Origin of the sequence: Micromonospora fluostatini (assembly GCF_050410825.1) — a bacterium.
Classification (GTDB): Bacteria; Actinomycetota; Actinomycetes; order Mycobacteriales; family Micromonosporaceae; genus Micromonospora; species Micromonospora rosaria.
The window spans coordinates 3344955-3365510 of sequence record NZ_CP191251.1 but is presented as its reverse complement, the minus strand read 5'-3'; the positions used below and the strand labels follow the sequence as shown (position 1 = coordinate 3365510).

General features: G+C 75.3%; 16 protein-coding genes and 1 pseudogene. 13 read left to right on the top strand and 4 right to left on the bottom strand.

Going from position 1 to position 20556, the window contains the following annotated elements; all coding sequences use genetic code 11:
* The first annotated feature begins 85 nt into the window (after positions 1-85).
* Both hisS and ACQUFX_RS14635 read left to right on the top strand, forming a co-directional pair.
* Complete coding sequence (gene hisS, locus ACQUFX_RS14640) at positions 86-1414, top strand: histidine--tRNA ligase (RefSeq protein ID WP_428966575.1); 1329 nt, start codon at positions 86-88, stop codon at positions 1412-1414.
* Positions 1415-1484: 70 nt separating this feature from the next.
* Positions 1485-2420 carry an acyl-ACP desaturase gene (locus ACQUFX_RS14635; RefSeq protein WP_428966574.1) on the top strand — a complete coding sequence of 312 codons (936 nt, stop codon included), beginning with the start codon at positions 1485-1487 and terminating at the stop codon, positions 2418-2420.
* 53 nt (positions 2421-2473) lie between these two features.
* Here the strand turns inward: ACQUFX_RS14635 and ACQUFX_RS14630 are convergent.
* Both ACQUFX_RS14630 and ACQUFX_RS14625 read right to left on the bottom strand, forming a co-directional pair.
* Positions 2474-2827: pseudogene (locus ACQUFX_RS14630) on the bottom strand (PaaI family thioesterase); the annotation flags it as partial.
* Positions 2828-3132: 305 nt separating this feature from the next.
* Positions 3133-3975 (bottom strand): SGNH/GDSL hydrolase family protein, encoded by an 843-nt coding sequence (locus ACQUFX_RS14625; RefSeq protein WP_428966573.1) that lies wholly within the window; start codon positions 3973-3975, stop codon positions 3133-3135.
* 255 nt (positions 3976-4230) lie between these two features.
* Between ACQUFX_RS14625 and ACQUFX_RS14620 the strand changes: the two genes are divergently transcribed.
* Entirely contained in the window at positions 4231-5280 is a 1050-nt protein-coding gene (locus ACQUFX_RS14620; protein ID WP_428966572.1) for a S1 family peptidase, read from the top strand.
* Between the two features lie 109 nt (positions 5281-5389).
* Here the strand turns inward: ACQUFX_RS14620 and ACQUFX_RS14615 are convergent, their stop codons facing one another.
* Positions 5390-6028, bottom strand: coding sequence for a DUF998 domain-containing protein (locus ACQUFX_RS14615; RefSeq protein WP_428966571.1), 639 nt, complete (start codon positions 6026-6028; stop codon positions 5390-5392).
* 245 nt (positions 6029-6273) lie between these two features.
* On the opposite strand from ACQUFX_RS14615, the gene aspS reads away from it, so the two are divergent.
* From aspS to ACQUFX_RS14585, 6 genes are all read left to right on the top strand, one after another.
* Positions 6274-8094: an aspartate--tRNA ligase gene (gene aspS, locus ACQUFX_RS14610; protein WP_428966570.1), complete on the top strand. Its 1821-nt coding sequence runs from the start codon at positions 6274-6276 to the stop codon at positions 8092-8094.
* A gap of 77 nt (positions 8095-8171) precedes the next feature.
* On the top strand, positions 8172-8984 hold the full coding sequence (locus tag ACQUFX_RS14605) for an SDR family oxidoreductase (protein ID WP_428966569.1): 813 nt from the start codon (positions 8172-8174) through the stop codon (positions 8982-8984).
* Between the two features lie 88 nt (positions 8985-9072).
* Positions 9073-9654, top strand: a complete 582-nt coding sequence (locus tag ACQUFX_RS14600; RefSeq protein WP_428966568.1) for a winged helix-turn-helix domain-containing protein — start codon at positions 9073-9075, stop codon at positions 9652-9654.
* Complete coding sequence (locus ACQUFX_RS14595) at positions 9651-10976, top strand: MFS transporter (protein WP_428966567.1); 1326 nt, start codon at positions 9651-9653, stop codon at positions 10974-10976. The genes ACQUFX_RS14600 and ACQUFX_RS14595 overlap by 4 nt, the downstream gene beginning before the upstream one ends.
* Positions 10977-11037: 61 nt before the next feature.
* On the top strand, positions 11038-11229 hold the full coding sequence (locus ACQUFX_RS14590; protein WP_067368053.1) for a hypothetical protein: 192 nt from the start codon (positions 11038-11040) through the stop codon (positions 11227-11229).
* Between the two features lie 88 nt (positions 11230-11317).
* Positions 11318-12811 (top strand): replication-associated recombination protein A, encoded by a 1494-nt coding sequence (locus ACQUFX_RS14585; protein WP_428966566.1) that lies wholly within the window; start codon positions 11318-11320, stop codon positions 12809-12811.
* A gap of 2519 nt (positions 12812-15330) precedes the next feature.
* Here the strand turns inward: ACQUFX_RS14585 and ACQUFX_RS14580 are convergent.
* Entirely contained in the window at positions 15331-15504 is a 174-nt protein-coding gene (locus tag ACQUFX_RS14580; protein ID WP_428966565.1) for a hypothetical protein, read from the bottom strand.
* 693 nt (positions 15505-16197) lie between these two features.
* Here ACQUFX_RS14580 and ACQUFX_RS14575 point away from each other — a divergent pair.
* The 4 genes from ACQUFX_RS14575 (at position 16198) to alaS (ending at position 20474) form a co-directional block, all read left to right on the top strand.
* Positions 16198-16839, top strand: a complete 642-nt coding sequence (locus ACQUFX_RS14575; RefSeq protein WP_428966954.1) for a hypothetical protein — start codon at positions 16198-16200, stop codon at positions 16837-16839.
* 159 nt (positions 16840-16998) lie between these two features.
* Positions 16999-17460, top strand: coding sequence for a DUF948 domain-containing protein (locus ACQUFX_RS14570; protein WP_428966564.1), 462 nt, complete (start codon positions 16999-17001; stop codon positions 17458-17460).
* Between the two features lie 33 nt (positions 17461-17493).
* Positions 17494-17799 (top strand): hypothetical protein, encoded by a 306-nt coding sequence (locus ACQUFX_RS14565; RefSeq protein ID WP_428966563.1) that lies wholly within the window; start codon positions 17494-17496, stop codon positions 17797-17799.
* Positions 17796-20474, top strand: a complete 2679-nt coding sequence (gene alaS, locus ACQUFX_RS14560) for an alanine--tRNA ligase (RefSeq protein WP_428966562.1) — start codon at positions 17796-17798, stop codon at positions 20472-20474. Before ACQUFX_RS14565 ends, alaS begins: the two co-directional genes overlap by 4 nt.
* The last annotated feature ends 82 nt before the right edge of the window (positions 20475-20556 follow it).

The following is a 20556-nucleotide window of genomic DNA, read 5'->3' as shown; positions in this document are numbered from 1 at the left end:
CCGGGCCCACCCTCTTCCCCCGGCCGGTGACGGCCGCACCGACCCTGCCCCGCGCGCGGCGCGTGGGGCGCGTGAACGGAGCGTCATGAGCAAGCCCACGCCCATCTCCGGCTTCCCGGAGTGGACGCCGTCGCAGCGGATGATCGAGCAGTTCGTGCTCGACCGGATCCGCACCACCTTCGAGCTGTACGGCTTCGCCCCGCTGGAGACCCGCGCGGTGGAGCCCCTCGACCAGCTCCTGCGCAAGGGGGAGACCTCCAAGGAGGTCTACGTGATCCGGCGGCTGCACGACGAGCCCGGCGCGGCGGCCGGGGACGACAGCCTCGGTCTGCACTTCGACCTGACCGTGCCGTTCGCCCGGTACGTGCTGGAGAACGCCGGCAAGCTCCAGTTCCCGTTCCGCCGGTACCAGATCCAGAAGGTGTGGCGGGGCGAGCGCCCGCAGGAGGGGCGGTACCGGGAGTTCGTCCAGGCCGACATCGACATCGTCGACCGGGACACCCTCGCCGCGCACCACGAGGCGGAGATGCCGCTGGTGATCGGGGACGCGCTGCGGTCGCTGCCGATCCCGCCGGTGACCATCCAGGTGAACAACCGCAAGATCTGCGAGGGCTTCTACCGGGGCATCGGGCTGACCGACCCGGAGGCGGCGCTGCGCGCGGTCGACAAGCTGGACAAGATCGGCCCGGCGAAGGTGGCCGAGCTGCTGGCCCAGACCGCCGGGGCGAGCGAGGCGCAGGCCAAGGCGTGCCTGTCGCTGGCGGAGATCTCCGCGCCGGACGCCTCCTTCGCCGACGCGGTGCGCGCCCTCGGGGTGACCGATCCGCTCCTGGAGGAGGGGATCGCCGAGCTGGTCGCGGTGGTGGAGACGGCCGCCGCGCACGCGCCCGGCCTCTGCGTCGCCGACCTGCGCATCGCGCGGGGCCTGGACTACTACACCGGCACGGTGTACGAGACCCAGCTCGCCGGGTACGAGCGGTTCGGCTCGATCTGCTCCGGCGGCCGGTACGACAACCTGGCCAGCGCGGGCGCGGTGTCGTACCCGGGGGTGGGCATCTCGATCGGGGTGACCCGGCTGCTCGGGCTGCTCTTCGGCGCCGGTGGGCTGTCGGTGTCCCGGTCGGTGCCGACCTGCGTGCTGGTCGCGGTGACCACCGAGGAGCAGCGGGCGGCGAGCAACCGGGTGGCCGACGCGCTGCGCCGCCGGGGGGTGCCGACCGAGGTGTCGCCGAGCGCGGCGAAGTTCGGCAAGCAGATCCGCTACGCCGAGCGGCGGGGCATCCCGTACGTCTGGTTCCCCGGCGCGGAGGGCGCGGCGGACGAGGTGAAGGACATCCGCTCCGGCGAGCAGGTGGTTGCGGCGGCCGGGGAGTGGACGCCACCCCGGGCCGACCTGCGGCCCCTGGTCTCCTGAACCGGTTACTGGCGCGTACGCCCGGATGGACCTACGGTGGCGTAAGTTACGCCACCGTAGGGAGATCCTCGTGACCGATCTGAGCCAGACCGCACTCCTCCACGAACTCGAGCCCGTGGTGGAGAGCAACCTGAACCGTCACCTGAGCATGGCCAAGGAGTGGTTCCCGCACGAGTACGTGCCGTGGAGCGAGGGACGCACCTTCGACGGCCCGCTCGGTGGCGAGGCGTGGACCGAGGCCGACTCGACGCTGCCGGACGTGGCCCGGACCGCGCTGATCGTCAACCTGCTCACCGAGGACAACCTGCCCTCGTACCACCACCAGATCGCCACCCTGTTCGGCCGCGACGGGGCCTGGGGCACCTGGGTGCACCGCTGGACGGCGGAGGAGGGGCGGCACGGCACGGCGATCCGGGACTACCTGACCGTCACCCGGGCGGTGGACCCGGTGGAGCTGGAGCGGGCCCGGATGGTGCACATGTCGCACGGGTACTCCAACGCCCACGACCACCACATGCTCAACTCGCTGGCGTACGTGTCGTTCCAGGAACTGGCCACCCGGATCTCCCACCGCAACACCGGCAAGGCCACCGGCGACGCCGTCTGCGACGCCCTGCTGGCCCGCATCGCCGCGGACGAGAACCTGCACATGGTCTTCTACCGCAACCTGCTCGCGGCCGCGTTCGAGGTGGCGCCGAGCCAGACCATGCGGGCGGTGGCCGAGGTGATCACCAACTTCGAGATGCCGGGCGTCGGCATCGAGGGCTTCGCCCGCAAGTCGGTGCAGATCGCCCTGGCCGGTATCTACGACCTGCGTCAGCACCGCGACGAGGTGGTGGCGCCGGTGCTGCGCCAGTGGGACGTCTTCAACGTCACCGGGCTGGACGCCGAGGGCCAGGCCGCCCAGGAGCGGATCGGCCAGCACCTGGCGGACCTGGAGACGGCGGCGGCCCGCTTCGAGGAGAAGCGCGACGCCCGCCGCGCCCGCCTGGCCCGCGTCGGCTGACGACGACCCCGTCACTGCCCGGCCGCTGACCTCCGCGTCGGCCGGTCGGTCGGTCACGAGGTGGGCTGGTCGAGCGGGAAGAGCAGGCAGCTCGACGTGGCGTGGGCGATCAGCGTCGGCGTCGGTGAGCCGGGCTCGGCGAGGGCGGTGCGGCGGCCCCGTTGCAGCACCGTCCCCTCGCAGCGCAGGGTGCCCGAGGCGACGGTGACCGGCCGGAGAAACTTCACGTTCAGGTCCAGCGAGGTGTAGCCGACGCCGGCCGGCAGGGTGGTGTGCACCGCACAGGCCGCGGCGGTGTCGAGCAGGGTGGACAGGATCCCGCCGTGGACGGTGCCGAGCGGGTTGTAGTGGAACTCCTGCGGCACCAGCTCGACCATCACCCGGCCCTCGTCGGCCGTCATCCGAGATGGGGCTCGAACTCTGGCCGGTCCTGGTCGCGGTGCTCGGCTGGGGCAACCGCCACCTCGCCGACCCGGACGGCTCCCGCTGCGCGTCGAGCACCGCGACTGCGGCGGCGAGATCCTGGTCGGGCTCCGGTGCGAGCGGGGACACGAGGTGGGGGCCGCCCGGGAGGTGCTGCCCCGCCCCGGTCCCGGCGCCCGCCGCCGGACCGGCTGACGTCGTCGCGCGGCCGGCGGCGGCCCGGACCCCGGCGGCGGCCCGGACCCCGGCGGCGGCCCGGACCCCGGCGGCGGGGTCCGGGCCGCGTCGGTCACCAGCCGAAGCCGGCCCCGTACGAGACGGTGGCCAGCACCTGCTGACCGCTGGTGTTGGGGTGGAAGTAGTCCCAGGTGGAGAGCTGACCGAGGGCGAACGGGTACCGGAACACGGCGTTGCCGTCGAACCGGCAGTTCGCCCCGTACGCCGTGCAGGCCTGGGCGAGCTGCGTGTTGTAGTCGACCACCCGCTGGCGTACCCGGTTGCGGCGGTCGGTGTCGGCCTGGCTGGTGGAGGTCGGGTTGGCCAGCAGGGACTGGCAGATGCCGAAGAGCGACCAGGCGGTCCGGGCGCTGCCGCTGTCCTTGCCGACCGTCCAGAGCCGGTGCACGTCCGGGATGCTGACCAGCAGGACCCGGGCGTCGGGCAGGCCGGACTTGAGCCGGTTCAGCGCCGTGTCGATGTTGCCACGGAAGGTGGCGACCGTGGTCATCGTCGACTCCGACCCGGTGCACGCGTCGTTCGCGCCGATCAGCACCGTGACGTACCCGGCGCCCTGGCTGACCGCCGTGGCGGCCTGGCCGGGCAGGTCGGCGGACTTCGCCCCGGTCCGGGCGGCGTTGTGGTTGCGCCCGGCGATGGCCGGCTCGGTCGCGCGGATGCGCAGGTAGTGGCTGTTCACGCTGGCGTAGTCGCCGGTGCTGAACGAGCGGGCGGTGCAGTCCACGTACCAGCCGCAGGCGTTGAACCCCCGGGTGATCGAGTCGCCGAGGCTGACCATCGAGGTGGGCGGCGGGTCGGCGGCGGCTGCGGCGGCGGGGCTGGCGGGCAGGGTCGCTGCGGTGAGCAGGGCGGCGCAGGCGGTGGCGACGGCCAGTGCGCGGCGGGCGAGGGTCATGGTGGCCTCCGGATCGCGGTTGCCGGATGTGCGAGGGTGACCAGATCGTATTGACAACCTTCTGTGTCCACAATGTTTCGGATCGAGTGCGTCGTAGGGGGAGGGGAGGAATGATATGGATCTAGGTCTTGCTGACGATCTTCAATATCTGAATACTTCACCGGGACGCGGTTGATTTCCCCAGATCAGCCGGTTCTGTCCCGTCCGGACACGTCATCCCCGGTGTGTCCGTTACTCCCTTCCGGAGGTTCGTTCATGCGACCCACAAGGTCCTCGCTCCGCCGCGCCGCCACCGTCGTCGTGGCCGGAACCCTGGTCGCCGGCTCGCTGATCGGCGCGCCCGCCCAGGCCGCACCCGCCGTCGCCTCGCCCGACGCCGCCGCGGGTCTCGCCGAGCGGCTCGGCGACCGCTCCGCCGGCACGTACGCCGACGGCGCCGGCAAGATGGTCGTCACCGTGACCGACGCCGCCGCGGCCCGCCAGGTCACCGCCAACGGCGCCACCCCCAAGCTGGTCAAGCGCGGCGCCGCCGAGCTGGCCCGGGCCACCGCCGAGCTCGACCGCTCCGTGCGGATCCCCGGCACCGCCTGGTGGACCGACCCGGCCACCAACCAGGTCGTCGTCTCCGTGGACAGCACCGTGACCGGCGCCAAGCTGGAGCGGGTCAAGGCCGCCGCCGCGAAGAGCAACGGCGCGGTGCGCGTCGAGTCCACGCCCGGCGTGCTGAGCACCACGATCTCCGGTGGTCAGGCCATCTACGCCGGTGGCGGTGGGCGCTGCTCGCTGGGCTTCAACGTCCGCAGCGGCAGCACCTACTACTTCCTGACCGCCGGGCACTGCACCAACATCTCGTCGAGCTGGTACTCCAACTCCGGCCAGACCAGCCTGCTCGGCACCCGGGCCGGCACCAGCTTCCCGGGCAACGACTACGGCATCGTGCGGCACAACAACTCCGCCAACGCCGCCGGCAACGTGTCCCTCTACAACGGCACCTTCCGGGACATCACCGCCGCCGGCAACGCCTTCGTCGGCCAGTCGGTGCAGCGCTCCGGCAGCACCACCGGCCTGCGCAGCGGCTCGGTGACCGGCCTGAACGCCACCGTGAACTACGCCGAGGGCCGGGTCACCGGCATGATCCGTACCAACGTCTGCGCCCAGCCGGGTGACAGCGGCGGCTCGCTGTTCAGCGGCACCACCGCCCTGGGCCTCACCTCCGGCGGCAGCGGCAACTGCACCACCGGCGGCACCACCTTCTTCCAGCCGGTCACCGAGGCGCTCAGCGCCTACGGGGTCAGCGTCTTCTGATCGACCCTCCCCGTCGAGCGGGCCGTCGGAGCGATCCGGCGGCCCGCCCGCCGTTCTGGTGTAAGGAAGGGCCCCCTCTTAACGCTTTCGGTAGAGGAAGGGGCCCCTGTTAACCGCCCCGGCCGCGCAGCGCGGCGGCCACCAGCAGGGGCGCGAGCGCCTCCGCCCCGGCCGCCACCCGCTCGGCCAGGCCGACCCGTGCGCCCCCGGCGGCCATCTCGACCACGAACCAGGCCACCGGCAGGAGCAACCCGACCGCCACCGCCACCCAGGTCGCCCGCCGCCCCAGGTACCCCGTGGTCGGCCCCGCGCGCTCCGCGTACCCCGTGGTTGGCCCTGCCTGCTCCGTCGCCGGCCCCGCGTGCGGCGCGAGGGCCGGCCAGAGCGCCAGCGCGCCGAAGGCCACCGCCGCGGCGAGCGTGTGCGGCACCGAACCCCCACCGCCGGCCGGCAGCGGAAACGCCGCCACCGCCAGGGTGGCCGCCCCGCCGAGGGCGAGCAGCGCCCGGCCGGCGGGGGCGAGGGGACGCAGACCGGCGGCGGTCACGCAGTGGCACAGCCCGAGGCCGGCCAGGCCGAGCGTCATGATCCACCGGTCCGTCGCGCCGACGGCGGCGAGCGCGCTGATCGTCCCGGTGAGCTGGTCGAACCCGCCGGGCTGGCGGGCCGCGCCGAGGGTCCAGCCGCCGACCAGGAGGATCGGCGCCGCCACGGCGGAGGCCAGCGCCCATCCGGGTACGACTCGCATCCGAGCACCGTACGCGCTGACCCGCCGCCGACGGCGCTGCCGCCACGCCGACGGCGCTGCCGGCACGCCGACGGCGCTGCCAGCACCGCTGCCGGCGCGGTGTCACCGGCGCAGGTGTTAACAGGGGGCCCTTCCTCTACCGGAAGCGTTAAGAGGGGGCCCCTCCTTACAGCCCGGTTCGGGTGGGGGGCGGGGGGTGCTGACAGAATGCGGGGGCAGCCGTTACACGTGAGGAGACGCAAGCCGTGATCCGTACCCATGACGCCGGCAGCCTGCGCGCGACCGACGCCGGCACGACGGTGACGCTCGCCGGGTGGGTGGCCCGCCGGCGCGACCACGGCGGTGTCATCTTCGTCGATCTGCGCGACGGCACCGGCATCGTCCAGGTGGTGTTCCGCGAGGAGGACGCGCACGCGCTGCGCAACGAGTTCTGCGTGAAGGTCGTCGGTGAGGTGACCCGCCGCCCCGAGGGCAACGAGAACCCGGAGCTGCCCACCGGCGAGATCGAGGTGACCGCCAGCGAGCTGGAGGTGCTCTCCGAGGCGGCCCCGTTGCCGCTGCCGGTGGACGACCAGGTCGAGGCCGGCGACGACGTCCGGCTCAAGTACCGCTACCTGGACCTGCGCCGGGGCGGGCCGGCGCGGGCGATGCGGCTGCGCTCGCGGGCCAACCAGCTCGCCCGGGGGGTGCTGCACGAGCGGGACTTCCTGGAGATCGAGACCCCGACGCTGACCCGCTCCACCCCGGAGGGTGCCCGCGACTTCCTGGTCCCGGTCCGGCTCCAGCCCGGGAGCTGGTACGCCCTGCCGCAGTCGCCGCAGCTGTTCAAGCAGTTGCTGATGGTCGGCGGGATGGAGCGGTACTACCAGATCGCCCGCTGCTACCGGGACGAGGACTTCCGCGCCGACCGGCAGCCGGAGTTCACCCAGCTCGACATCGAGATGTCCTTCGTCACCGAGGACGACGTGATCGACCTCGGTGAGGCGATCGTCGCCGCGCTCTGGTCCGACCTGGCCGGGTACGAGATCCCCCGCCCGATCCCGCGGATCACCTGGCACGACGCGATGGCCCGGTACGGCTCGGACAAGCCGGACCTGCGCTACGGCGTCGAGCTGGTGGAGCTGACCGGGTACCTGCGCGGCACCGCGTTCCGGGTCTTCGCCGCCGCGATCGACGCGGGCGGCTACGTCGGGGCGGTGGTGATGCCCGGCGGCGCCGCGCAGACCCGCAAGGAGCTGGACGGCTGGCAGGACTGGGCCAAGGCGCGCGGCGCGAAGGGCCTGGCCTACGTGGTGCTCGACGCGGAGACCGGCGCCCCGCGCGGCCCGGTGGCGAAGAACCTCTCCGAGGAGCACCTGGCCGGGCTGGCCGACGCGGTCGGCGCGAAGCCCGGCGACGCGATCTTCTTCGCCGCCAACGCCGACACCCGGGAGGCGCAGGAGCTGCTGGGCGCGGCCCGGATCGAGATCGCCAAGCGGTCGAACCTCATCGACGAGAGCGCCTGGGCGTTCTGCTGGGTGGTCGACGCGCCGATGTTCGAGCCGGCCTCCGAGGAGAACGGCAGAGCCGGTGGCTGGACGGCGGTGCACCACCCGTTCACCTCGCCGAACGCCGAGTGGGTGGACCGCTTCGAGGAGGCCCCGGACCGCGCCCTGGCGTACGCGTACGACATCGTCTGCAACGGCAACGAGATCGGCGGCGGGTCGATCCGTATCCACCGGGGTGACGTGCAGCGGCGGGTCTTCGCGCTGCTCGGCATCACCCCCGAGGAGGCGCAGGACAAGTTCGGCTTCCTGCTGGAGGCGTTCAAGTACGGCCCGCCGCCGCACGGCGGCATCGCCTTCGGCTGGGACCGGGTCTGCATGCTGCTCGCCGGGGCGGACTCGATCCGTGAGGTGATCGCCTTCCCGAAGACCCGGGGCGGCTTCGACCCGCTGACCGGCGCGCCGACGCCGATCACCGCCCAGCAGCGCCTGGAGGCCGGCATCGACGCCAAGCCCAAGCCCCCGGCCGCCGCGCACACCGGCACCGCCGGGCCGGCAGCTCCGGTGGCCGACCCCACCTGAGCGCCGTCCCGTGGAGGGTCACCGGGTGCGCGCCGCGTGCCCGGTGACCACCGGATCGAGAGGGGAGCGCCGGGCGGATGCGGCTGCTGGTCGTCGGGGGTAGCGGGCAGCTCGGGCACGCGGTGTGCCGGCGGGCGGTGGCGGCCGGCGTCGCGGTGACGGCCACGTACCACTCCGGCGCCGTCGGGGTGCCGGGGGTCGAGGCGTACCGGCTGGACGTGACGGACCGGGCCGCGGTGCGCCGGCTGGTCACCCGGGTGCGCCCCGACGCGGTGGTCAGCACCCCCTACCGGTACGCGGACTGGACGGTCACCGCCGACGGGGCGGCGCACGTGGCGCTCGCCTCGGCCGAGGTCGGTGCCCGGTTGGTGCACCTGTCCAGCGACGCGCTGCACGCCGGGCGCCCCGAGCCGTACGCCGACGACGACCCGCCCACCCCGGTCTTCCCGTACGGTGCGGCGAAGGCGGCGGCGGAGACCGCCGTGCGGGCCGCCGACCCGGCTGCGGTGCTGGTGCGGACCTCGCTGATCCTCGGCGACGCGGACAGCCCGCAGATCCGGCTCTGCCGAGATGCCCTCGCTGGGGCGTTCCCCCTGTTCACCGACGAGATCCGCTGTCCGGTCGACGTCGGGGACCTGGCCGGGGCGGTCCTGGAACTCACCGGCACCGACCACGCCGGCCCGCTGAACGTGGCCGGTCCGCAGGCGGTCAGCCGGGCCGAGTTGGGGCTGCTGGTGGCCCGGCGGTACGGCCTCGACACGGCCGGGCTGACGACCACCACCAGCGCCGCGGTCCCGTCCCGCCCCACCGTGGTACGCCTGGACAGCACGCGGGCCGCCACCGATCTGCGGACCCGGCTGCGCGCCGTCGAGGACGTGCTCGCCGGCTGACCCCCGTGACCCGGAGGCCAGGGGCCGTGTCGACCACGGGATGCAAAAGAATTGTGCACAGAAAATGTGCACAGATATTGTGCATCGCATGACGACTCCCGAGCCGGACCCGGTGCGACTGACCAGCCGGCAGATCCGGATCCTGGCCCACCCGCTGCGGGTCCGGCTGCTCGGCGCGCTGCGCGAGGCGGGCTCGGCGACCGCCACCCGGCTCGCCGAGCTGCTCGACACCAACACCGGGGCCACCAGTTACCACCTGCGCCAGCTCGCCGAGGTCGGGCTGGTGGTCGAGGACCCGGACCGGGCCGTCGGGCGGCAGCGGTGGTGGCGGGCGGCGCACGAGTACAGCAGTTGGCAGGCCACCGCGTACGACGACGATCCGGACGCCCGTGCCGCCGCCGAGTGGATGCAGGGCGAGCAGCTCCGGATCCTCGCCGAACGGGCCGAAGGCTGGCGGGCCGTGCAGGCGGAGTACGACCAGGCGTGGCGGGACGCGGCCGGGATCTCCGACGCGCTGCTGCGCATCTCCCCGCAGCGCCTCGACGACCTGCACGCCGAGCTGTGGGCGGTCCTGGAGCGCTACCGTGCCGAGACACCGTCCGACGAGCCCGACGCCCTGCCGGTGGCGTACTTCCTCGCCGCCTTCCCGAAGGTCGGGGTGCGCCGGTGAGCCCCGCCGGACTGGGCGTCGGCCAGGTCCGGCACCGGTTCCTCGCCCTGTACGCCCTGCGGTGGCTGCCCACCGGACTGCTCATCCCGGTGACGGTCCTGCTGATGCAGGAGCGGGGCCTCACCCTGACCCAGATCGGTCTGGTGTTCAGCGCCCAGGGGCTGGTGGTGCTGGTCCTGGAGCTGCCCACCGGCGGGCTCGCCGACGCCCTCGGCAGCCGTCCGGTCCTCGTCGCCGCCTGGGCGGTCGGGCTGGCCGCGCTGCTGCTGCTCGTGGTGGCCGACACCCCCCTGCTGTTCGCCCTGGTCTTCTGTCTGCAAGGGCTGTTCCGGGCGCTGGACAGCGGCCCCCTGGAGTCCTGGTACGTCGAGGCCACCCTCGCCGCCGACCCCCGGGCCGGCTACGAACGCGGCCTCGGCCTGGCCGGTACCACCGTGGGGGTGGCGATCGGCGGCGGCGCACTGCTCGGCGGCGCGCTGGTGGCGCTCGGCCCGGTCGGTCCGGTCAGCGCCCTCACCGTGCCGGTGCTGGCGGCGGCGCTGCTCCAGACGGTGGCGCTGGCCGCGCTGCTCGGGCTGCTGGTCGAGGCCCGGCCGCCCCGGGGGGCCGGCGCGCTGCGCGCCTCGCTCGGGCAGGCGCCCCGGATGGTCGGGCGGGCGTTCGGCCTGCTGCGCCGATCCCGGGTGCTGGCGGCGCTGGTCGCGGTCGAGCTGTGCTGGGGCTTCGGCATCGTCACCTACGAGTCCCTGCTGCCGGTCCGGCTCGCCGAGGTGGTCGGCGATTCCGACCGGGCGGCGGCGCTGCTCGGGCCGGCCAGTTCGGCGGCCTGGCTCGCCTCGGCCGCCGGGGCGGCGCTGACCCCACTGCTATTGCGCTGGCCGGGCGCCGCCGCCGGGGCCGCGCTGCTGCGGATCGCCCAGGGGGTGACCGTGGTCGGGATGGGCCTGCTCGCCGGACCGGTCGGCCTGCTGGCCGCCTACCTCGCCTGCTACACGGTGCACGGCGCGGCCAACCCGCTGCACACCGGCCTGCTGCACCGGCAGGTCGACGGGCCGTACCGGACCAGCGTCCTCTCGCTGAACTCGATGGCCGCCCAGCCGGCGGCGGCGCTCGGGGGGATCACCCTCACCGCGCTCGCCGACGCGACCACCGTCAGCACCGCGCTGATCGTCGGCGCGGTGGTGCTGGCCGTCGCCGCCCCGCTCTACGTCCCGGCGTGGCGGGCCGGTCGTCGCGCCGTCGCGCCCCCGCCAGCCGCACAGGGGCGGGTCGGGGCGTCGAGCCCGCCCTCCGGGGCCGGTCCGATCCACCGTGGAGATTGACGATCAGACCGAACGGGTACATCCTGCGCGACCCACTGGTAACCCCCACCGGAGGACCGACATGCTCGCCATCATCGCGGCCATCGTTTTCGGGTTCGCGCTCCTGATCGACCTGCTGAACAACAACTTCGGCGCGCCGGACCTGTTCAACTGGAACACGCTCGTGCTCATCGGGCTGCTCCTGATCGCGCTCCACCTGGGCGGCGTCGGCAGCGGCGTCCGGGGCGGCGGGTGGCGTCGAGGCCGTCGCTAGGCTCGCTGCTGACTGGAAGTGATCGCTGCCGGGTCGGGTCCGCGCCGCGCTTCGGGTGGTGCGGACCCGGCCCGGTACTGTTCATCCGATGGAGTCCGACGCCCTGTTCCCACTCGGTGAGCCCGCCGCGACGCACCGCATCCCGGCCGGGTCCGGCGGCGACGGTTTCACCTCCGTGGGCGCGGACGCGCCGCTGCCGGTCCGGATGCGACCGGCGACCATCGACGAACTGGTCGGGCAGGAGCACCTACTCGCCCCCGGCGCGCCGCTGCGGCAACTGGTCGAGGGGGCCGCTCCGCTGTCGGTGATCCTCTGGGGGCCGCCGGGCAGCGGCAAGACCACCATCGCGCACCTGGTGGCGCGGGCCACCGACCGCCGGTTCGTGGCGATGTCGGCGCTGTCCGCCGGGGTGAAGGACGTCCGCGCGGTGATCGACACCGCCCGGCGGCAGCGCCGCTCCGGTGGCCCGCCGACCGTGCTCTTCATCGACGAGGTGCACCGGTTCAGCAAGACCCAGCAGGACTCGCTGCTCGCCGCCGTCGAGGACCGGACGGTGACCCTGCTCGCCGCGACCACGGAGAACCCGTACTTCTCGGTCATCTCGCCGCTGCTGTCGCGCTGCGTCCTGCTCACCCTCCAGGCGCTGGACGACGCCGCCGTGCGCGGCCTGCTGCGCCGCGCGGTCGCCGACGAGCGCGGCCTGGCCGGGGCCCTCACCCTGGAGACCGAGGCCGAGGAGCACCTGGTCCGGCTGGCCGGCGGGGACGTCCGCAAGGCGCTGACCGCGCTGGAGGCGGCGGCGGCCTCCGCCACGGCCCTCGGCACCGGCCGGATCGACCTGGCCACCGCCGAGCAGGCGGTGGACACCGCGGCCGTGCGCTACGACCGGGCCGGGGACGCCCACTACGACGTGACCAGCGCCCTCATCAAGAGCATGCGCGGGTCGGACGTGGACGCCGCCCTGCACTGGCTGGCCCGGATGCTGGTCGCCGGGGAGGACGCCCGGTTCATCGCCCGCCGGCTGGTGATCTTCGCCAGCGAGGACGTCGGGATGGCGGACCCCGCCGCGCTGAGCGTGGCCACCGCCGCCGCGCACGCCGTGGAGTACGTCGGCCTGCCGGAGGTCCAGTTGACCCTCGCCCAGGCGGTGATCCATCTGGCCACCGCGCCGAAGTCGAACTCGGCCACCACCGCCATCGGCGCGGCGCTCGCCGACGTCCGGGCGGGCCGGGGCGGTCCGGTGCCGCGTGGCCTGCGGGACGCGCACTACGCGGGCGCCCGGGGGCTCGGCCACGGCATCGGGTACCGCTATCCGCACGACGACCAGCGGGGCGTGGTCACCCAGCAGTACGCACCCGACGATCTTGTCGGTACCGACTACTACCGTCCGAGCGGACACGGGGCGGAACGATCGGTCGCGGCCCGGCTGCCGGTGCTGCGGCGGATCGTCCGGGGCCTGCCGGCCCCGGTGTCCCGCACGGACGGCGGCGCCACGGGGGGAAACGGCCGTCCGTCGGGGGCGGTGGTCGCCGAGGCGACGCATGAGGGCGGCAAGGACGCCGTCGAGGAGGGGCAGCAGTGAGATCGCGTGGTTCCGAACGACCGGAGGACGGCCCGGACGAGCGGCGTGATCCCCGGGCCAAGGGGCGCCGCTGGGGTCGCGGCAAGGCCGAGGCCGCCCCGGAGCCGCCGGAGAGCGGCGAGGAGTTCGGCTGGATCGACGACCTGCGGTCGGCGAAGCAGCAGGGTGGTGACCTCGGCCCCGGCGACCTGCCACCGGCCGCCGGCCCGCCCGGTCGCCCGCCGATGGCCCCACCCGGCCCGCCGTCCCCGCCGCACCCCGGCGCGCATCCTGCTCCGCCTTCCGGGCCGCCACCCGGTGGCCATCCGGAGGCGGGCCGTCCGCCGACCGCCCGTCCCGGCGCCGCACCGGTGCCGGGCCCCCACCCGCCCGCCGGGCCGCCCGGCGTCGCGCCTGGTCCAGGCCCGGCCGGCTCGGGTCCGCCCGGCGTCGGGCCGGCCGGTCCGGTGCGACCTGGTCCGGTGCCGCCCGGTGCGGTACCGCCCGGGGCCCGGACTGGGGCGGCCGTGCCCCCCGGCCCCCGACCGGCGGGCCCACCACAACCGGGCCAGGCGTACCCGTCGGGTCCGCCCGGTGGCCGGCCGGAGCCGGCGGGAGCGCCCGACACCCACCGACAGCATCCGGGCCCGCTGGGCGCCCCTGCGGCTCCGCCGGGCCCACCCGACGCGCACCGGCCGTCGCCCCCGGCGCAGCCGCCGGGCCGGCACCCGGCACCGCCCCCCGGTCGCCACCCGGTTGCGGCCCCACCGCCCGGCCGGCCGGGTGCTCCGGGGCAGCCACCCGGCGAGCCGACCGGGGCGCATCCGGTCGCGCCGCCACCTTCCGGCCCGCCCCCCGGCCAGGGCGGCCCGCCGCCGGGTCAGGGTCCTTCCGGCCCGCCGCTGGCCCGTGCCGGCGGGGCACCTGCCGCGGCCCGGTCCGCGCCGCACCAGCCGCCCGGTCCGCACCAGCCGCCCGGTCCGGGCATGCCGACCGGTCCGGGCATGCCGCCCCCACCAGCGCACAGCACCGGCCCCGCTGGCGGCGCACCGGACGGCGCGCCGCCGGCCGGCTCCGGGCCCGCACCGGCCCGCCGAGGCCGGCCAGAGTCCGGCGGCCCCCGCTCGCGGCCGGTGGACGGGCCGTGGCCCGGCGCCCCCGTGCCGCCCCGGGCGCCGCTCGGCGCGGCGGGCCGTCCGGCGGATGCCGCCCCGCCACCCCGGCCCGCAGGTGACGGGGTCGGCGAGGCGGTCGGCCGACCGCCGACCGGACAGCGGGGCGCCGAGCAGGGACGCTTCGGGCCGGGTGCCCCGGCCACCGGGGAACGACCCACCGGCGGCGAGCCGGCGGGCACCGACGAGCGCCCACCGGCTCGTCCGGTCGGCCGGCGACGGGCCGCCGAGCCCGCCGAGCCGGTGGTCCCGCAGTCGGGCAACGCCCCCGAGGTGCCGGTGGTGCCCCGCTCCGGCAACGCCCCCGAGGTGCCGGCGGTTCCGCGCTCGGGCAACGCCCCCGAGGTGCCGCCGCGTGCGGTGCCGCTCCACGAGGGCCCGGCCGCTCCGGCGGTCGGCGGTCGCGCCGCCGTACCCGGTGTGGAGGACTCGGGGCCGCTGCCGCCGCACGGCGAGTACGCGCCGCGCCGGTCCGGTGGCGGACGCCGACGGGCCCGCGAGGACGACGACGACCCCACCACCTCGCGGCCCGGTGCGGGGACACGGCCGGGAGCCGGCCCGGGTGGCGGCCACGCGGCACCCCCGGACGGCGGACCCCCGTCGCCGCGCCCACCGTCCGGCGGGTACCCCACGGTGCCGCCGTCGGGCGGGCCCGCCGCTCTGCGCCCGCCGTCGGGCGGGCAGCCGACCCAGCGCCCGCCGTCGGGCGGGCCCTCGGCACTGCGTCCGCCGTCGGGCGGGCCCTCGGCACTGCGTCCGCCGTCGGGCGGGCCCTCGGCACTGCGTCCGCCGTCGGGCGGGCCCTCGGCACTGCGTCCGCCGTCGGGCGGGCCCTCGGCACTGCGTCCGCCGTCGGGCGGGCAGCCGGCACTGCGTCCGCCGTCGGGCGGGCCCTCGGCACTGCGTCCGCCGTCGGGCGGACACCCGACCCTGCCTCCGCCGTCGGATGGGCCCTCGGCACTGCGTCCGCCGTCGGGCGCGCACCCGGTGCCGCCCCCGTCCTCGGGCGCCCACCCGACGCTGCGGGCACCGTCGGGTGGGCATCCGACGGTGCGTCCGTCGGAGGGTGGTCGGCCACCGGGCGGCCCGGCGGTCGACGGGGCAGCCTCCGCACGAGCGTCGACGGACGAGCCGACCGGAGGACATCCGGCGGGGCCTCCGCCGGCCGCCGGCCGGGCCGGTGAGCATCCGGCCGGACCCCCGCCCGGCGCCGGGCGGGCGTCCGCCCCACCACCGGGCGCGGGGCGGACCCCCGGCCCGGCGACCGGCGTCGCCCGGTCCCGGGTGCCGGTACCGGGCGGCCCGGCCCCGGACAGCCGTCCGGACGGCCCCCCCGCCGACGCGCCCCGCCCGGACGGTCCGCACCAGTCAGGCGGGCGTCAGCCGGGTCCGCACCAGCCGGGGCCCCAGCAGGGTGGTCCGCCGCCTCAGGCTGGTCCACGGCAGCCCGGCCCGCCTCGGGGCGGCCCGCGCCAGGACGGGCCGGCGTCCGACGTCGCCCCGGTCCCGGGCGTAGCCGGTCCCGCCGGGCCGCCCCACCACGGCGTCGCCGGCCCGGGTGTCCCCGGTTCCGGCGCTCCCGGAGCGCGGCCCGACGGCCCGCCCCCCGGCCGGGCCCGGGTGTCCCCCGACGAGCGGGGGCGCCCCGAGCCGGAACCGGGGCCCGATGGGCGGGTACCCCGGCCGGAGGGCGAGCGGCGCTTCGGCGCGGCGGCCCCGGTGCCACCACCCTCGGCGGCCCGTGCCGTGGTGCCGGGCCGCCCGGACGACGACGACCGGCCCGGTGGTCGTGCGACCCCGCCGCAGCGGGACCCCGGCGGGCCACCTGCGGGCGAGCCGGCTGTCGGGGGACCGGATGTCGGGGGGCCAGCGGCCCGCCCACCGATGCCGGGGGCGGCCCGCGCCGCCGTGTCCGCGCCGGGACCGGCCGGGCCACGGTCCGGACCGCCCGGCGGCCGGGCGACCGTGCCGGAGGGCCGGGTTGCCGCGCCCGAGGGCCGGGCGATCGTGCCGGAGGGTCGCGCCGCCGTGCCGGAGGGCCGGGCGGTCGTGCCGGAGGGTCGCGCCGCCGGGCCCGACGGCCGGGACTCCGGGCCCGACGGCCGACCCGGTGGGCCGGAGGGGCGTTCCGGTGGGCCCGGTGGAGTGCCGGAGCCGGCGGACGGCGAACCGCCGTACGGCGGCGGCCCGGACGACGCCGAGCCGGCGGGTGCCGGCGGTGGCGCCCGCTCCGACCTGCGGCGTCGGCTCCGCGAACGGCGTCGGCTGCGGCTGGTCCTGCTCAGTACGGTGATCGTGGTGCTGCTCGGTGCGCTGCCGCTCTACTTCGGGATCCGTACGCTCAGCAACGACCCGGTCTTCGACACCCTCGACGCGCTCGACGTGCCCGCCTGGGCGGCCGTGGAGACGCAGGACGACGTCAGCGGCAGCCGCTGGTGCCTGCTCGACTGCCGGCTGCGGGAGCGCACCGTGGAGTCGGAGCGCGCACCGGAGGAGACCGCCCGGGTGTACGAGCAGGCGCTGGTCCGCGACGGCTGGCGGCGCTGGCAGGTGGAGCGGTGCCCGGAGCAGGAGGAGAAGGGCTCGTACACCTGCTGGCGGCGCGACGAGCTCACGCTCGACCTGTGGGTACGGGAGCCGACCTGTGTCCCGCCACCGGGAGCCGACGGCGAGCCCGCGATCGTGCCGTCCCCGGCGCCGGGGGAGGAACTGCCGGCCGAGTGCGCCGGTGCCTCGGTGTCGTTGAAGGTGCGTAACGCCATCGATGACGACCGGACGCGCCCGCAGCCGAGCACCGACCCGTCACTGACCGGTGAGGACCCGTTCCCCACGTTGACCGACGATCCCCTCGGGGAGTTGACCCCCTCACCGTCGTGAGCGGGCATTCATCACTGACGGTAGGGTCTGGGGCTGGTGGGACGGGTGTTCCGCCGGCCCCGTGGGGCCCGCACGGTCGTGGCCGGCGCCGGTGGGCGTGCCGGCCGTGGACCCGGCGTGGACGGCGCGGCTCGACGAATCTGCTTGAGGAGGACATGCGTGGATGGTGGACAGATCGCTGCCCTGATCGCGGCCGGCGCGTTCCTGATGCTGGTGCTCGTGCTGGCGGTGCCGATCCTGCGGCTGCGGCACACCGTGGACGCCACGACCCGGATGATCACTGACCTCAACGAGCGGACCACGCCGCTGCTGGGCGACGTCAACCTGACCGTGCGCAACGTCAACACCGCGCTGGAGCAGGTGCAGACCTCGCTGGACGGGGTGAACCTGCAACTGGCCAAGGTCGACACGATGACCAGCCACGCGCAGAACGTCACCGCGAACGTGGCGAACCTGGCCACCGTGGTCTCCGCCGCCGCGGCGAACCCGCTGGTCAAGGTGGCTGCCTTCGGGTACGGGGTCCGCCGGGCCGCCGCCGCCCGCCGGCACGCCGAGACCGAGCGTGAGGTCCGCGACAGCATCAAGCAGCAGCGCCGGGCCGCCAAGCGCGGCAACGGCTGACCCAGGCCGGTCGGGCGCGGGAGGATTGGGAGCATGAGGCGACTGTTCTGGCTGGGTATCGGCCTGGCCGTGGGCGTGGTGGTGGTGCGCAAGGCGACCCGCACCGCGCAGGCGTACACTCCGGCGGGCATCGCCGGCGGGCTGTCCGAATCCGCTGGCAGTCTGGTCGAGTCGCTGCGTAGCTTCGTGGAGGACGTCCGCATCGGGATGGCCGAACGCGAGCAGGAGATCCACGCGGCGTTCGCCCGGGGCGAGGCGTTCGACGACCAGTTCGCCGACCTGCGGGAGGACCCGCGGATCGGGGACCGAGAGATTTTTCCCGAGGAGCACCAGCGATGAAGACGGCGGAGATCAAGCGGCGGTACCTCGCGCACTTCGAGGCGAAGGGGCACGCTGTGGTCCCGTCCGCTCCGCTGCCCGCCATCAGCGATCCGAACCTGTTGTTCATCAACGCCGGCATGGTGCAGTTCGTGCCCTACTTCCTCGGGCAGCAGACCCCGCCGTGGCCCCGTGCGGCGAGTGTGCAGAAGTGCATCCGGACGCCGGACATCGACGAGGTCGGCAAGACCAGTCGGCACGGCACGTTCTTCCAGATGAACGGGAACTTCTCGTTCGGCGACTACTTCAAGGAGGGGGCGATCCCCCTCGCCTGGGAGTTGTCCACGAAGTCGGTCGCCGAGGGCGGCTTCGGGCTGGACCCGGAGCGGATCTGGGCGACGGTCTACCTCGACGACGACGAGGCGTACCAGATCTGGCGGGACACCGGGGTGCCGGCGGAGCGGATCGTGCGCCGGGGCAAGAAGGACAACTACTGGTCGATGGGGATCCCCGGCCCGGGGGGCCCCTGCTCGGAGCTGTACTACGACCGGGGCCCGGCGTACGGCCGGGACGGGGGTCCGGAGGTCGACGAGGACCGTTTCCTGGAGTACTGGAACCTGGTCTTCATGCAGCACGAGATCACCGACGTGGTCGACAAGGAGACCTTCCGGATCGTCGGTGACCTGCCGAGGAAGAACATCGACACCGGGATGGGCCTGGAGCGGATCGCCTCCATCCTCCAGGGCGTCGACAACCTGTACGAGATCGACGAGGTCCGGCCGATCCTGGCGCGGGCGGCGGAGCTGACCGGGAAGCGGTACGGCGCGCACTCCGGCACCGTGGCCGCCGAGTCGCACCCCGACGACGTGCGGCTGCGGGTGATCGCCGACCACGTGCGGACCTCGCTGATGCTCATCGCCGACGGGGTGACCCCGGGCAACGAGGGTCGCGGGTACGTGCTGCGGCGGATCATGCGGCGGGCGGTCCGGGCGATGCGGCTGCTCGGCTGGCAGGAGCGGGCGCTGCCGGAGCTGCTGCCGGTGGCGCGCGACTGCATGTCGCCGTCGTACCCGGAGGTGGCGGCGGAGTTCGACCGGATCTCGCAGTACGCGTACGCGGAGGAGGACGCCTTCCTGGCGACCCTGCGGGCGGGCACCACGATCCTGGACACCGCGATCACGGAGACGAAGTCGGCGGGGAAGCCGGCGCTCTCCGGGGACAAGGCGTTCCAGTTGCACGACACGTACGGCTTCCCGATCGACCTGACCCTGGAGATCGCCGCCGAGCAGGGGCTCCAGGTCGACGCCGAGGGGTTCCGCCGGCTCATGGCCGACCAGCGGGCGCGGGCGAAGGCCGACGCGGCGGCCCGCAAGACCGGGCACACCGACCTGTCGGCGTACCGGGGCGTGCTGGACGCGGGCGGCGCGGTGGAGTTCACCGGGTACACCGAGCTGACCCGGGAGTCCCGGGTCCGGGCGCTGCTGGCCGGCGGCGGCGAGGTCGCCGCGGCGGGCGAGGGGGAGACGGTCGAGCTGGTGCTCGACACCACCCCGTTCTACGCCGAGGGCGGCGGCCAGCAGCCCGACCAGGGGCTGATCACCGTCGGCGGCGGTCAGGTCGAGGTCTTCGACGTGCAGCAGCCGGTGCCGGGGCTGATCGTGCACCGGGCCCGGGTGGTCCGGGGCGAGGTGCGAGCCGGGGAGTCCGGGTACGCCGAGATCGACGTGACCCGGCGGCGGGCGATCTCCCGCTCGCACACCGCGACCCACCTGGTGCACCAGACCATGCGCAACTTCCTCGGCGAGTCGGCCACCCAGGCGGGCTCGCTGAACGCCCCGGGTCGGCTGCGGTTCGACTTCAACACCCCGACCGGGGTGGCGCCGAGCGTGCTGCACGACGTGGAGCAGCAGGTCAACGAGGTGCTCCTGGCCGACCTGGAGGTGCACGCCTTCGTCACCAGCCAGGAGGAGGCGCGGCGGATCGGCGCGATGGCGCTGTTCGGGGAGAAGTACGGCGAGCGGGTCCGGGTCGTCGAGGTCGGCGACTACGCCCGGGAGCTGTGCGGCGGCACCCACGTGGCCCGCTCCGCCCAGCTCGGCCTGGTGAAGATCCTCTCCGAGGCGTCGGTCGGCTCCGGCGTCCGCCGGATCGAGGCGCTGGTCGGCATGGACGCCTTCGGCTTCCTGGCCCGCGAGCACCTGCTGGTGGCCCGGCTGGCCGAGCTGTTCCGGGTGCCGGGCGACCAGGTCGCCGACCGGGTCGAGCAGACCGTCACCCAGCTCCGGGACGCGGAGAAGGAGCTGGAGAAGCTGCGGGCCCAGCTCGTGCTCGGCGGCGCGGGCGCCCTCGCCGGGCAGGCGAAGGACGTGCGGGGCGTGGCGTACGTCGGCACCGAGGCGCCCGAGGGGGCGGCCGGCAACGACGTGCGGACCCTGGCCCAGGAGATCCGGGGCAAGATCGACCCGGCCCGGCCGGCGGTGGTCGCCGTGGCGGCCCGCGCCAACGGCAAAGCCTCCCTGGTGGTGGCCGTGAACGGCGCGGCCCGCTCCCGGGGCCTGGCGGCGAACGACCTGGTCAAGGCGGCCTTCTCCGGCCGGGGCGGGGGCAGCCCCGACCTGGCCCAGGGCGGTGGCCTGCCGGCCGCCGAGGCGCCGAACCTGCTGCTCACCGTCGAGAAGACCATCGCCGACACGTGATGTGTGCCACTGCCGTCGACCCGGGTTGCCCCGGTGGGGTCCCACCGGAGCAGCCCGGGTCGACGCATGACCGGGGAGTCGC